The following is a 13709-nucleotide window of genomic DNA, read 5'->3' as shown; positions in this document are numbered from 1 at the left end:
TCCAGCTTTTTACCTCAGTTATTTTACCTGCGTCATTCAAGCCAGCTTGGTTTACGTTTTTGCAAAAATGACTGTACGCCTTCTTTACCTTCATCAGATGCGCGGATATCAGCAATGCCTGCAACGGTATTTTTGATTAACTGCTCGTCAATCTCCGCAAATGCCACATCTTGCACCAGTTTTTTACACACTTTAACAGCGTTTGGGCTAGCATTAACCAAGTGTTTGACCAAATTATCAAGGCTTTGTGTAAACTCTTCTTCATCCACCCGCTCATGGATAAAACCGATTTTTTTGGCTTCTTTGGCATCAAATACTTCAGCGGTTAAGAAGTACCGATGCGCGGCTCGTGCACCCATCGCACGAATCACATACGGGCTAATGGTCGCAGGAATCAAGCCAAGTTTGACCTCGCTTAAGCAAAAATTGGCGTTTTTGACGCTAATGGCGATATCACAAGCGGCGACTAGACCCATACCACCGGCATACACATCGCCTTGAATAGCGGCAACCGTGGGTTTTGGACAGTGGTAGATGGTGGCTAGCATTTGCGCAAGCTTGCCAGCGTCTGCCAAGTTTTCATCGTGGCTATAATCCGCCATCGCGCGCATCCAGTTTAGGTCTGCCCCGGCACAAAAGGCTTTGCCATTGGCAGTCAATACCACCACACGCACTTCGTCTTGCGCAGCGCAAAATTGAAACACATCGGTCAGTTCTTGGATGACATCGTCATTAAAGGCATTGCGTTTGTCTGGGCGATTGAGGGTAATGGTCGCTACGTGCTGGTCAATGTCTAACAGTAGGCTGTCATAAGTCGGTAATTTCATCGTGTTTTTCCTTTTTCTTGTTGGGTAAAGTTGAAGCGTTTTTGATGCTTGCTCAATGGTGATAGAACAACCAACCAAGACTTCCGATTTTACACGCTGAAAATTACATTCTAAATACACCAAAGGTGGTGTGTTCAATCGGTGCGTTGTAGGCCGCACTTAAGCCGAGTGCCAATACTTGACGGGTATCGGCTGGGTCAATCACGCCATCATCCCACAGTCTAGCCGAGGCATAATACGGATGACCTTGCTCATCAAATTGCTGACGCACTGGCGCTTTGAACGCTTCTTCGTCCTCGCTTGACCAGTGCTCACCTTTGGCATGGTACTGGCTGCGTTTGACCGTTGCTAATACCGACGCCGCTTGCTCGCCACCCATCACCGAGATACGTGCATTAGGCCACATCCACAAGAAACGTGGACTGTACGCACGACCACACATACCGTAGTTACCCGCGCCGAATGAACCGCCGACAATCACAGTAAACTTCGGCACTTTGGCATTGGCAACCGCCATCACCATTTTGGCACCATGACGGGCAATCCCTTCATTTTCGTATTTGCGCCCCACCATAAAGCCTGTGATATTTTGTAGAAACACAAGCGGAATTTTACGTTTGCAGCATAGCTCGATAAAATGGGTGGCTTTTTGGGCTGATTCGCTAAATAAAATACCGTTGTTAGCGATAATACCCACTGGCATACCTTCAATATGCGCAAAACCACACACCAGCGTCGTGCCAAAACGGGCTTTAAACTCATCAAACTCACTGCCATCGACGATACGCGCGATGATTTCACGGATATCAAAGGGCTTACGGGTGTCAGTTGGGATGATGCCGTACAATTCTTTGGCGTCGTATTTGGGTGGACGCGGGGTTTTTTGCGCGGTAGCGTGGTGGATGGGTGTTTTTTGTTGGTTTAAATTGCCGATGATGTTGCGCGCCAGTGATAACGCGTGCAAATCGTTTTGGGCAAGGTGGTCAACCACGCCTGACAGACGGGTATGCACATCGCCACCGCCTAAGTCTTCCGCGGTCACTTCTTCACCTGTGGCAGCTTTGACCAGCGGCGGTCCACCCAAAAAAATCGTCCCTTGATCTTTGACGATAATCGACTCGTCACTCATGGCGGGTACATAGGCACCACCTGCAGTACAGCTACCCATCACGACGGCGATTTGGGGAATGCCTTCGGCGCTCATATTGGCTTGGTTAAAGAAGATGCGACCAAAGTGATCTTTATCTGGGAATACTTCATCTTGGTTGGGTAAGTTCGCGCCGCCAGAGTCGACCAAATAGATACATGGCAAGCGGTTTTCTCGCGCGATTTCTTGCGCCCGTAAATGTTTTTTGACCGTCATCGGATAGTAAGTGCCGCCTTTGACGGTGGCATCGTTACACACAATCATACAATCAATGCCAGCGACACGACCAATGCCAGCAATCACGCCTGCGGCAGGGATATCGGCATCATACATGCCATACGCTGCCATCGGTGAGACTTCCAAAAATGGCGTACCGGCATCTAGCAAGCGCTCGACACGTTCACGCGGCAATAGCTTACCCCGAGCCACATGTTTGGCGCGTGCAGCCGCTGAACCGCCCTGAGCAATGACCGCAAGCTTGGCTTTGAGGTCATCAACGATAGTTTGCATGGCAGCGGCATTGGCTTGAAACTCCGCGCCATTTGGGCTTAATTTACTTTGGATAACCGTCATTGTAAATCCTAATTCTGTCAAAGGGTGCAGCTAAATTGCTATCAGATACCCTTTGTATTTATGTTAAGTTTTTGCTGAAGTTGAAAATTTAGAGTCCCAATTCTTGTTTCATCGCTTCCACGATTTTGAATTTTTGAATTTTACCCGTGACGGTCATTGGGAACTCGTCGACAAACTTGATGTAAGTCGGTACTTTATAGTGTGCAATGTGATCTTTACAGAAATCACGGATGTCTTGTTCGGTTAAGTTGCTGTCTTTTTTGGGGATAATCCAAGCGGCGAGGACTTCACCAAATTTTTTGTCGGGTACGCCCACGATTTGGACGTCACGGATTTTTGGGTGGCGATATAGGTAGTTTTCGATTTCAACAGGGTAAATGTTTTCACCACCACGAATCACCATGTCTTTACTACGTCCGACGATTTTGACATAGCCTTCTTCGTCCATGGTTGCCAAGTCACCGGTATACATCCAGCCATCGACAATGGCTTCCGCCGTTTTATTGGTGTCATTCCAATAGCCGAGCATGATTGAGTAACCTTTGGTACACAGCTCACCTGTCTCACCGATGCCAAGCGTTTCACCCGTTTCTGGGTTGACGATTTTGACTTCTAGGTTAGGCTGTACCAGACCTACGGTTGAGACTTGTTTGTCAAGTGGCGTGTGCTGGTTGGTTTGACAAGATACCGGCGATGTTTCGGTCATGCCATAGGCAATGGTGAGTTCTTTCATGTGCATTTGGTCAATCACGCGGCGCATGACCTCAATCGGACAGCTTGAGCCTGCCATGATGCCGGTACGCAAAGTCGATAAGTCATAATTGGCAAAGTCTGGGTGGTCAAGCTCGGCGATAAACATGGTCGGTACCCCATGCAGACCTGTACATTGTTCTTTTTGCACGGTTTCGAGTACGCTGATGGGGTCAAAGCCATCATTGGGATACACAATCGTGCCACCGTGAGTCAAGATGGCAAGGTTGCCCAGTACCATGCCAAAACAATGGTAGAGCGGGACAGGGATACACAAACGGTCATCGGCAGTGAGGCTCATGGCTTCACCGATAAAATAACCGTTGTTCAAAATATTGTGGTGGGTAAGCGTCGCGCCTTTGGGCGTGCCTGTGGTGCCACTGGTAAATTGGATGTTGATGGGGTTATTGGGGTTGAGCTTTTTGGCACGTTCCGCCACTGCCGGATCATCGGCATCGCCTTCGGCAATCCACGCTGAGAATTTTTGCATATAGCTAAAATCCTCAGTAGACTCTGGGCTATCAATCCAAATGACCCGTTTGAGATTGGGTAATTGCACGAGCTCTAAATTTTGGTAGCTTTGGTGACGCGCTTCAGGTGCAAGCTCTTGAAGCATCACCGCATAGTCGCTAGATCTGAAGTGGCGCATCAATACCAGCACTTGGCAGTCGACTTTGTTGATGGCGTATTCAAGCTCAAAGATACGATAAGCGGGGTTAATGTTGACCAGTATAATACCGGCTTTGGCAGTCGCCAATTGCATGATGACCCATTCAACGTTGTTGTGTGACCAAATACCCACGCGATCGCCTTTTTGCAGACCCATACGAATCATGCTGCTGGCTAGCTGATTGACTTTACGCTGTAGTTCGCGGTAGGTGAGACGAATGTTTTGGTGCGCGGAAACTAAGGCTTCTTTATCGGGGTTTTGTTCCACCATCTGATCGAAAAAATCACCAATGGTCAGTTCTATCAGTGGTGTGACCGGTCCTTTATCATAGCTTTGGGTGAGTGGGGCGTTGGCAGACTTCGCACCCATTACAATGCGTGGCAGGGTTAGCACGTCTTTGGTCATAGTAGCATCCTTACTATCGTGTTTTTTATCGTGTCTTTCTATCAATTTTTTGGGGGTGTTTACTAAAGGTATTGACGAAAGCTAGTGAAAACTTCGTGCTTACCTGAGTAAAAATTTTTACCCACTGATTAATACCCAAGTATTCCTTGACTTAAAGTATTGTTCTCACACGCATTTTAATTCATTTTTTTAAAATTTTTACCGTGTTGAACCATCAATATGTGACATATTAATCAAAAAATTATGGACTTGTCAATCTAAAACGAGACAATCTTTATCGAAATAAAAATTATCTTTGGGCTAAAAAAATATTCAATAAGTATTCAATGACACTTACTACCCCTAATCCAGCCACTGATTTGGCTCACCATAAAAAAACCCATCTCACTATGAAAGATGGGTTCTATACTCAACAGGGTAAAATGGGATAAATTATTTTTCGCTATAGAGTTTGATGCCGGTAGCAAAGGGGCATTGTTTCAACCGAGCGGCTTGTACCATCGCATCACGTTGTCCCATAGCAATCGATAGATTATGACGGTTGCCGCCATTGATTGAGCCTAAGCCGACACTCACGGTAGGATAAATACCATGGCGATTGCCCGATACGCCAATCCCAATGCCTGAAGCTTGCAAGCCTGTGCGCTGGTTGGCATTGGCATCAATGTATTGATTGAGGCGCGTGTATTCATTGGCAAGCGCAACACAGTCATAGCTTTGGTAATTGTTGGCGGATACGTATTCAGGGGTAGGCGTGGTCATACACCCTGTCAAACCTGCCGTGGCGGCCGTCGCTAAAAGTATTGAGATAGCTAATTTTTTCATTATCCTACTCCCTTATGTTCACTGCTTTAGCCTTAAAATAGGTTGAGCGGTTTAACAAACGCCAGCGTCAAAATACCCATATAGGCAATAAAAGCAATCAACATACCTATTTTGGCTTGATTGGGCGTAGTCGTCTGGCGCGTGGCTTTGACAGTCGCCGAAATGGCAACAATGAGTAATACCATCTTGGCAATCAACCAGTGCGGCACTATACCTGCGCCAAACAATGGCATCGCCGTCACCGCGCCTGTTAAAATCACCAAGGCATACATCAGGTGTGCGCCGATTTTGGCAGATTTTGGCAAGCCTTGTCCTTTTGGTGCGGTAAATACCAACACGGCTTGCCACAAGAATAAGGCAATTAAAATCAATGCCATCAGCATATGTGCGTGTTTCATACATCAACCTTTTTTATAATAATATAGCGTAAATTAACTCAAGAGGTCTGTGGTTTTAGCTTATGTTGACACTCTTTTTTATCTGTATATTACCCTGCGTTTTGTCCTGCGCAATTGGGACTTTCGGGAGATTGTCCAACCGCTTGCCATTCTGCTTGTGTATAAGCATGAATTGAAAACGCGTGAATTTGCCCACCGCCTTGTGACAGTAACGCATGGATAAGTCCATATACCAACTGATGACGCTGTAACAAGCGTTTGCCTGCAAATGCCTCACTGACAATGGTCAGTTTAAAATGGGTTTCTTTGCCTTCAAAATAGCCAGCATGGCGCATCGACTCGTTTTCTAGCTGATAGACACTGGGCTGTAACGTCTGCAAACGCGCCGTCACGGCATCGGCAATCGGGGTAGCAAGTTGACTCATGTCGTCCTCGGTTCACTGATTTTATTTATCGAAAATGGGAAGTCAATGACAAACCTAATTGGTCACCACTTACCGCATTTTAGCCATTTTAGCACAGTTTTAAGGTAGCCTAATCTATCAAATTGGTGCGACTGGCAAAAATAATCTTGTGTTAATACCGCTCAAATTTTCTCTATGTTTGATGACTCACTAGCTGCTATGGCTCACTTGGACCAATATAGCAAGGATAAAATCCCGGCGGCAATTAACGGACCCACCGCCACCCCGCGAAACAATACCACCCCTGCTACTGTGCCAATCATCAGCCCAGTGACCACATTGGGGTCAACTTTCATTAAATTCACCCCTCTTGCGCCCAGCCAAGTCACTAGCAATCCCACAGCGATGGCCAATAATGAGCGCCAACTGGCAAAAGAGGTCATCAAGGCTTTGCTACTGACTTGCTCGGAGGCGATAGGCGCAATGACCGCAATGGTGAGCAGCAAAATACCCAAGTTGAGTCCATATTGTTGAATATAAGAAAAGATAGGTTGGTTGTTGGGTAAAAATTTGATGATAATTAGCGCAGTCGCACTGACCCAAATCGTGGGATTGTGCACAAAAATACCGCAGCCCAAAATGACGAACAAGACTAGCAAATTAATATCAAGCTGATTCATGGATTTACCCTATAGCTGTGACCAAACGCTTATTATGCCACTGACAATGCCGCTGTGCTGTTGAGATATTTAAAAAACTTCAATCAATCGGTTTTTTGACAACTTGTTAGGCTTGCTAGATAAATTGATGGGTAGGTAAATTGTTGAGTAAATTGATGGGCAATGGATTATTGTGGATAAGCAAATTTTTAATCAACCCCAGGTTTTGATCACTAAATTTGCTCACTAAAAAAGCCAATATCAGCTAGATATTGGCTTATGACTTACGAAGTTAAAATTAACGGTAACGGCTTTGTTGGTACAACGGCATCACACGTGGCAATAATGATTGAATAGTGGCAATACGTGTTGAGCTCACCGGGTGGGTACTTAAAAACTGAGGTGGCTCGCCGCGACCGCCCGCACTCTGCATTTTACGCCATAGGCTAACTGCTGCATTAGGGTCGTAACCTGCCCGTGCCATCAACTCTAGCCCCATCAAATCAGCTTCCGTTTCTTGAGTACGGCTATTGGGACGGGAAATACCCAAATCCCCAGCTAAGCCTGCTAACTGCGCCTGACCTTGAGATAAACCTAATACACTTGCGGCAATACCAATCCCTGTTTGGGTCGCCACGTCACGCGATAGACGCTCACGGGTATGCTCACGCAATGCATGCGCCATCTCATGACCCATAATCGCAGCAATCTCAGCATCGGTTAGATTCAAGCGATCGATAATACCTGAGTAAAAGACAATTTTACCGCCGGGTAATACGTGTGCATTGAGCTCATTACTTTTAATGACATGCACTTCCCAAGACCATTGTCTTGCATCGCTGCGATAGGCACCTGTCTGCGCAATCAGACGCTGAGAAATTTTCTGTAAACGCGCCAACTGTGCCGGATTGGTATCAAGCAGCCCTTTGGCACGGGCGGCGGCAATTTCTTGTTGAAAAGCTTGTTTGGAAAGTTGTTGCACCTGCTGATCGGATACTACCAACAACTGATTACGGTCGACGCCAATTGCACCCGTATCAGTGGTGGTCGAGCAACCGGTGGCACCTACCGCAATGACCGATGCCGCCAAACTTGACCTCATGAGTTTTTGTGAAATTTTCATCTTATCGTTATCTCCAAATACAGCAAAAGGACCAAGAGAAATAGGAAGTTTAAACGCATTATAGCGAAGTCATTAAAAAACAATCTGCTGAGATTTGCAGTAATTGCGTAACGATAGATACGTGGTGTGTTTCAGAGTGTGATAAAACAAGCTAATAACTATGGATAGAAAGGAAAAAATTAATAGAGAATAGACAGATAAAAAAGCTACTTTGCAATAAAAAAATAGTTAAAATTAAAAAAACGTATTTTTTTAAATTTTTTTTGCAAAAACGCTTGACGCGGTGTCAAAAATCCTTATAATACGCATCCACAACAACGCAACAAACATTCAAAATTGCTAGTTGACTACCTAATGCGGGAATAGCTCAGTTGGTAGAGCACGACCTTGCCAAGGTCGGGGTCGCGAGTTCGAATCTCGTTTCCCGCTCCAAATTCAAGAAAGCCTAACTTAATAGTTAGGCTTTTTTATTGTCTATAAATCAGCCTGTATCAAGGCTTTCAAGCTTTGTGCCCATTTTTTTACTAAAAATGCTTTGTTAATTTAACTAATCAATTTTTTGTAAAAATTTAGACCGTGACCAAAACGTGACCATTTTGTGACCACGCATTTTTTACAAATTTTTAAACTGACCCCGACCGTGAATTTGGATATTTAATGAAATTCAATATTTTTTTAAATAAATATAAATAACACATATTTATTAAGTAGAACAAAAATCCAATACGAATAAGCCTTCAACTGTCATTTATTAATCTAACACCTTAAGAATATAATTAGACAACATCTATATAGTTTGCTAGCCTAAACCAATGCTTATTAGCCAATTTCCTTTACTATGACCATCAATAACTTGCTTGAAGAACTTAACCCCGCCCAGCGCAAAGCTGCCACCACCAATGCTCAAAACACTTTGGTGTTGGCAGGAGCAGGCAGTGGTAAAACCAAGACCATTGTCGCTCGCGCTGCCTATTTGATTGATAAAGGTGTGCCTGCCAACGAAATCCAAATCGTCACCTTTACCCGTCGTGCGGCTAGCGAGATTGTTGCCCGTGTCGAAAGTCATTTAGGATTGCAAGCAGAAGGACTGCGCGCTTCCACCTTCCATACCTTTTGTCTAAGTATCTTACGTCGTTACCCTAAAGTGTTTGACTTAAAAGGTTTTAACGTCATCGACCGTGATGATCAAATCATGATCTTCAAACTGCTACGCGGTAAGCTCGAAGATAAACGTGCTAAAGAGGCAGCGGCTAAGGCTAATCAAACATCCACAGGCAAAACCGTCACCTTCCAACGCAGCAAAGCTGTGCCAACTATCAGTGAGATATTACCCAAGCCTAAAGAGCTTGTTGATTTATATTCCTACTCGCGTAATACCCAAATCTCACTTAAAGACGCGCTATACAAGCAGCTGCCAGATTTTCAGCCTGCGTATGATGAAATCAAAGTAGTTATGAAAGGCTATGAAGCGCAAAAGCAAGAACGTCATTATCTCGACTATGATGATATCTTGGAGTATGTCGCACGCTACTTAAATGCCGATGATTGGCTCCTTGAACGGGTCACTGAAAATACCAAGTATCTGCTCGTCGATGAGATGCAAGATACCAATCCATTGCAATGGTTACTACTGCAGCCTTTTATTGGACGCACGCAGCTATTTTGTGTTGGGGATGATGCCCAGTCGATTTATGGCTTTCGTGGAGCAGACTTTGAAAATATTCATAGCTTTAAACAGCGCGTGCCTGATACCGAAGTGCTCACACTCGATTTAAACTATCGCTCAACTCAAGAAATCTTGGATTTATCCAACTGGCTACTGGATCGAAGCGAGCTTGATTATAAAAAACGGCTTACCGCACATCGCGGTGAAGGCATTAAGCCAGTTTTACACAGCTTTGGAAATGAATTTGATGAAGCTCGCTTTATCGTCAGTGACTTAAAAAAACGTTATGACAAAGGGGCACCGTGGCATCATCATATGATTTTGCTGCGTTCTGCGTTTTCTGGTCGCCAAGTGGAAAGCGCACTCATTGCTGCAAATATCCCGTATGTGTTTATTGGCGGTACCAAATTGCTTGAAGCGGCGCATGTTAAAGATCTCATCAGTATGCTTAGAGTGACGGTCAACCATCTTGATGAACTCGCTTGGATTCGCTTTTTAACGCTTTGGGATGGCATTGGCGATGCTGGGGCAGGGAAGCTCGTTAATGAGTTTTTAACCTTACCAGACTTGAATGCTTGCATTGAGGTGCTTGATAAGAAAAGCAAAGTACCAAAACCTGCGCTTGACGCGCTTAGAGAACTGTCAGACCTGCAAGAACTACCTGAAAAAAGCATTGATATCGCCTTTGATGCGTTAAGTGACCAATTGCAAAAGTCGGGGTTTATCACTATGTGGCTAAATATTAACGGTTTAATTGTTGACCCAAGTGCATCGCCATCGCGATATTATAGGCAGTTTTTTCAACATTCTGTTTTGCTAAAGCAAGTGCCTCATCAAGCGAGCCTAAAGTTTGAATACTGGGAATCGCGATTGTAAAACCATCGTCTTTCCAATGGCGGTGTGGGTCATCGACCACGCCACAAATGGCGATAACGGGCACATTAACTGCTTTGGCAAGTGATAGCACGCCTGATGCCACTTTGCCCATGGAGGTTTGAAAATCCATCTTCCCTTCACCGGTGATGACCAAATCTGCTTGCTGAATCATTTGCTTAAGATTACTAAATTCACTTACCAGCTGAAATCCGCCAGTCAGTGTTGCCGATAAAAACGTCATTAACGCAAAACCCAAACCGCCTGCGGCACCTGCGCCTGCTTCATTACGATTATCGGGGAAATTTTGACGGCTGGCAATATTGGCAAAATGGCTAAGGGCATTATCTAAAATAACGATATCGTCTAGCGTCGCCCCTTTTTGCGGGGCATACACATGGCTAGCACCGAGTTTGCCACATAATGGATTAGTCACATCACAGGCGACAGTAATACTAATATCAGCGATTTTATCGTTAACTGCATGGTTATCAATGAACGCTAATGCCGCTAATGCTTTACCGCCTTGCGCAAGCTCATGATGCTGTGCATCCAAGAAACGATAACCCAAGGCCTTTAGCATACCTGTACCTGCATCATTGGTGGCACTGCCACCGATACCCAGGATAATATGTTTTGCGCCTTTATCAATCGCATCAAGTAGCATTTCACCCACGCCATAAGTCGTAGCGATACTTGGGTCTCGCTCTGACTGTGTCAGCAGGTGCAAGCCAGCACAGCTTGCCATCTCGATAATGGCGGTTTGATTGGGCAGTAGCACATAGCTTGCCTCAATCGCGCGCATCAAAGGGTCATGTGCAATGATACGTTGCCATTCGCCAGACAGCGTTTCTTTAAGCGCGGCAGCCGTGCCTTCACCACCATCTGCCATTGGGATTTTAATGAGGTCAGCCTCTTTAAAAACAGTGGCAAATCCTGTCTCAATGGCATCACATACTTCACTGGCAGTGAGACTTTCTTTAAATGAATCTGGGGCAATGACAATTTTCACGGTGCTTTTCCTAAAGTTATTTTATGACAGGGTATGACTTAAAGTAGAATAATCGATAATAACCAGATAAACACCATACTGACGACCCCTTGGATACCTGTAGCGACAGTATGTGCTTTATAGGCTTGTGGTACACTCATACGACTAAACTGACTGACAACCCAAAAATAGCTATCGTTGGCATGTGATACGGTCATCGCGCCTGCCCCAATAGTACAATCATCGGAACATCCTTTTTCCCGTAGTTTCATGAGTTAACTGAGTTTATCCATCACATCAGCTAACTGTAGCAAATATGTACGAAATAATATCAGAACTTTTGACTGACATACCGTATTATTTCTAGAGATGATTTCAAAGTATTGCGATACTTAATTTAACCGTAAAAAGGACTTTGATACGATGAACCAGCAAATAAAAAATCAGCACGACCTTAAACAGTATGAACAAAATTTTCCTTTAAACCTGCCTAGCAGCACCTATCAGATGTTATGTGATAGCGAAGCTCAGTTTAGCGATAAAAAAGCCCTTACCTTTGTGTTAAATGCTACGCAGTATCAAAACAGCACAAGCTATAGCTATGGGGATTTATTGGCATATATACGTCAAACCGCCAATATGCTTTATTCATTGGGCGCGGATAAAAATACGGTCATTGCGATTTTATTGCCAAATTTACCCGAAACCCATTTTTGTATCTGGGGCGGTGAGACAATGGGTATTATTTTTCCCATTAACCCATTGCTTGAACCTTCTGTGATTGCCGGCTTATTAAATGAAGTCAAAGCCACGCTACTCATCACGCTTGCGCCATTACCCAATCAAGATAATAAGCCACAGCTTTGGGACAAGGCGGTCGCGGTTGCCAAGCTTACCCCAAGTTTGCAGCATATCATTGGGGTGACGATGGCTCATCATTTCGCCCATCAACTTAATATAACCTTGCCAGATGCAAGTAGAGAATTTGTACAGCAATTACCAGAGACCATCACCTATCATGACTTTTACACGGGAATTGCAAACCAGCCCAAAGATAGATTAATTAACCCCCGTACGATTGCGCCTGAGGAGCTATCTTCATTCTTTGGAACCGGTGGTACAACTGGCATGCCCAAAATCGCCATGCGTAATCATAAAAATGAAGTCGCCAATGTCTTACAGGCACGCGCATTGTTTGGTGATGACATGCTAAATCAGGGCAATGTCGTGCTGTGCGGACTACCCTTATTTCACGTCAATGCCGTCATGGTTACAGGATTATTACCGTTATCGATGGGTGGTGAAATTTTGCTGGTTTCGCCAGAGGGCTATCGCGGCGATGGGGTGATGGCAAATTTTTGGGCGATTATTGCGCATTATCGCGTGAGTTTTTTTAGTGGTGTGCCCACGCTGTTTGCTGGATTATTAAATCTACCCGTTGGCGACCATGATATTGCGAGTTTAAAGCATTGTTTGTGTGGCGCAGCCCCGATGCCGATAGAAGTATTTAAACAATTTGAAAAACAAACAGGGGTACAAATCATTGAAGCGTACGGTATGACTGAAGGTAATTGTGGTAGTTCAGCCAATCCAAGATTTGGGGAGAAGAAAATTGGTTCAATGGGGCTACGTTTCCCGTATCAGCCTATGCAAGTGATGATGCTTGATGATAATGGCAAGTTTGTGCGAGTTGCCAACACAGAAGAGGTGGGCAATATTTGTATTCGCGGCGATAATATGTTTGTCGGCTATTATTTGGCGCAGCAAAATCAAGGAATTTGGGTAACTGACACGGACAATCAAACTTGGTTTAATTCAGGCGATTTGGGCTATCAAGATGCAGACGGCTACTTTTTCTTGACGGGTAGAAAAAAAGAGTTAATTATCCGTGGGGGACACAATATTGACCCAAAAATGATAGAAGAGGTGGTTTATCAATATGACGGGGTAGTCGGCTGTGCTGCCATTGGTAAGCCTGATAGCTATACAGGCGAGTTACCTGTTTTATTCGTTGCCCCTAAGCCGGGTGTCAGCTTAGACACTGACAAACTCATGCAATTTTGCCAACAAAACATTGGTGAAAAAGCGGCGATTCCTAAAGCCATCTACGTGATTGATGCATTACCTTTAACGGCAGTGGGTAAAGTATTTAAACCTGCACTAAAACGTCAAGCGACCGTGATGGCTGTCAGTGAATTACTGCAACACCATCAGATCAATGCTACCGTCAGCAGCAAAGACGACCCTACTTATGGGTTTGTTGTGCTAGTCAAGCTAGATGGCGATGCGTCACATCAACCACAAGCCCAAACCGTGCTGGATCAATTGGCGATTCATTGGCAGTGGGCTGAATAAGTTTTTTAAATAATTAAGGCAACTACTAAATTAAGCGGTGGTA

The 13709-nt window shown here is 44.8% G+C and carries 11 protein-coding genes, 1 tRNA gene and 1 pseudogene; 3 read left to right on the top strand and 10 right to left on the bottom strand.

Annotation, left to right across the window (positions count from 1 at the left end):
- Positions 1 to 32: 32 nt before the first annotated feature.
- The 8 genes from RTS09_RS03135 to RTS09_RS03100 form a co-directional block, all read right to left on the bottom strand.
- Positions 33 to 827, bottom strand: coding sequence for an enoyl-CoA hydratase/isomerase family protein (locus RTS09_RS03135; protein WP_007116221.1), 795 nt, complete (start codon positions 825 to 827; stop codon positions 33 to 35).
- A 103-nt stretch (positions 828 to 930) separates the two neighbouring features.
- Positions 931 to 2547, bottom strand: coding sequence for a carboxyl transferase domain-containing protein (locus RTS09_RS03130; RefSeq protein WP_312534234.1), 1617 nt, complete (start codon positions 2545 to 2547; stop codon positions 931 to 933).
- 88 nt (positions 2548 to 2635) lie between these two features.
- Positions 2636 to 4336 (bottom strand): AMP-binding protein, encoded by a 1701-nt coding sequence (locus tag RTS09_RS03125; RefSeq protein WP_312534392.1) that lies wholly within the window; start codon positions 4334 to 4336, stop codon positions 2636 to 2638.
- 468 nt (positions 4337 to 4804) lie between these two features.
- Positions 4805 to 5197: a hypothetical protein gene (locus tag RTS09_RS03120; RefSeq protein WP_312534232.1), complete on the bottom strand. Its 393-nt coding sequence runs from the start codon at positions 5195 to 5197 to the stop codon at positions 4805 to 4807.
- Between the two features lie 32 nt (positions 5198 to 5229).
- Entirely contained in the window at positions 5230 to 5595 is a 366-nt protein-coding gene (locus tag RTS09_RS03115; RefSeq protein ID WP_076775523.1) for a SirB2 family protein, read from the bottom strand.
- Positions 5596 to 5684: 89 nt separating this feature from the next.
- Complete coding sequence (locus RTS09_RS03110; RefSeq protein WP_284034896.1) at positions 5685 to 6020, bottom strand: BolA family protein; 336 nt, start codon at positions 6018 to 6020, stop codon at positions 5685 to 5687.
- A gap of 203 nt (positions 6021 to 6223) precedes the next feature.
- Positions 6224 to 6679 carry a DUF441 domain-containing protein gene (locus tag RTS09_RS03105; protein ID WP_007116215.1) on the bottom strand — a complete coding sequence of 152 codons (456 nt, stop codon included), beginning with the start codon at positions 6677 to 6679 and terminating at the stop codon, positions 6224 to 6226.
- A gap of 277 nt (positions 6680 to 6956) precedes the next feature.
- Positions 6957 to 7760 (bottom strand): M48 family metallopeptidase, encoded by an 804-nt coding sequence (locus tag RTS09_RS03100; RefSeq protein ID WP_227522705.1) that lies wholly within the window; start codon positions 7758 to 7760, stop codon positions 6957 to 6959.
- 377 nt (positions 7761 to 8137) lie between these two features.
- Here RTS09_RS03100 and RTS09_RS03095 point away from each other — a divergent pair.
- Together RTS09_RS03095 and RTS09_RS03090 are read left to right on the top strand one after the other, a co-directional pair.
- Positions 8138 to 8213, top strand: a tRNA-Gly gene (locus RTS09_RS03095).
- Between the two features lie 406 nt (positions 8214 to 8619).
- Positions 8620 to 10164, top strand: a pseudogene (locus tag RTS09_RS03090) (ATP-dependent helicase); the annotation flags it as partial.
- A gap of 25 nt (positions 10165 to 10189) precedes the next feature.
- Here the strand turns inward: RTS09_RS03090 and RTS09_RS03085 are convergent.
- Entirely contained in the window at positions 10190 to 11332 is a 1143-nt protein-coding gene (locus RTS09_RS03085) for a glycerate kinase (protein ID WP_312534231.1), read from the bottom strand.
- Between the two features lie 38 nt (positions 11333 to 11370).
- Positions 11371 to 11583 carry a GntT/GntP/DsdX family permease gene (locus tag RTS09_RS03080; RefSeq protein ID WP_159676802.1) on the bottom strand — a complete coding sequence of 71 codons (213 nt, stop codon included), beginning with the start codon at positions 11581 to 11583 and terminating at the stop codon, positions 11371 to 11373.
- Between the two features lie 151 nt (positions 11584 to 11734).
- Between RTS09_RS03080 and RTS09_RS03075 the strand changes: the two genes are divergently transcribed.
- Positions 11735 to 13666, top strand: a complete 1932-nt coding sequence (locus RTS09_RS03075; RefSeq protein ID WP_312534230.1) for an acyl-CoA synthetase — start codon at positions 11735 to 11737, stop codon at positions 13664 to 13666.
- Positions 13667 to 13709 lie beyond the last annotated feature (43 nt).

The sequence above is a fragment of the Moraxella sp. CTOTU47618 genome (assembly GCF_032017425.1).
GTDB lineage: Bacteria > Pseudomonadota > Gammaproteobacteria > Pseudomonadales > Moraxellaceae > Faucicola > Faucicola tetraodonis.
This window is presented reverse-complemented; position numbering and strand designations above follow the sequence as displayed.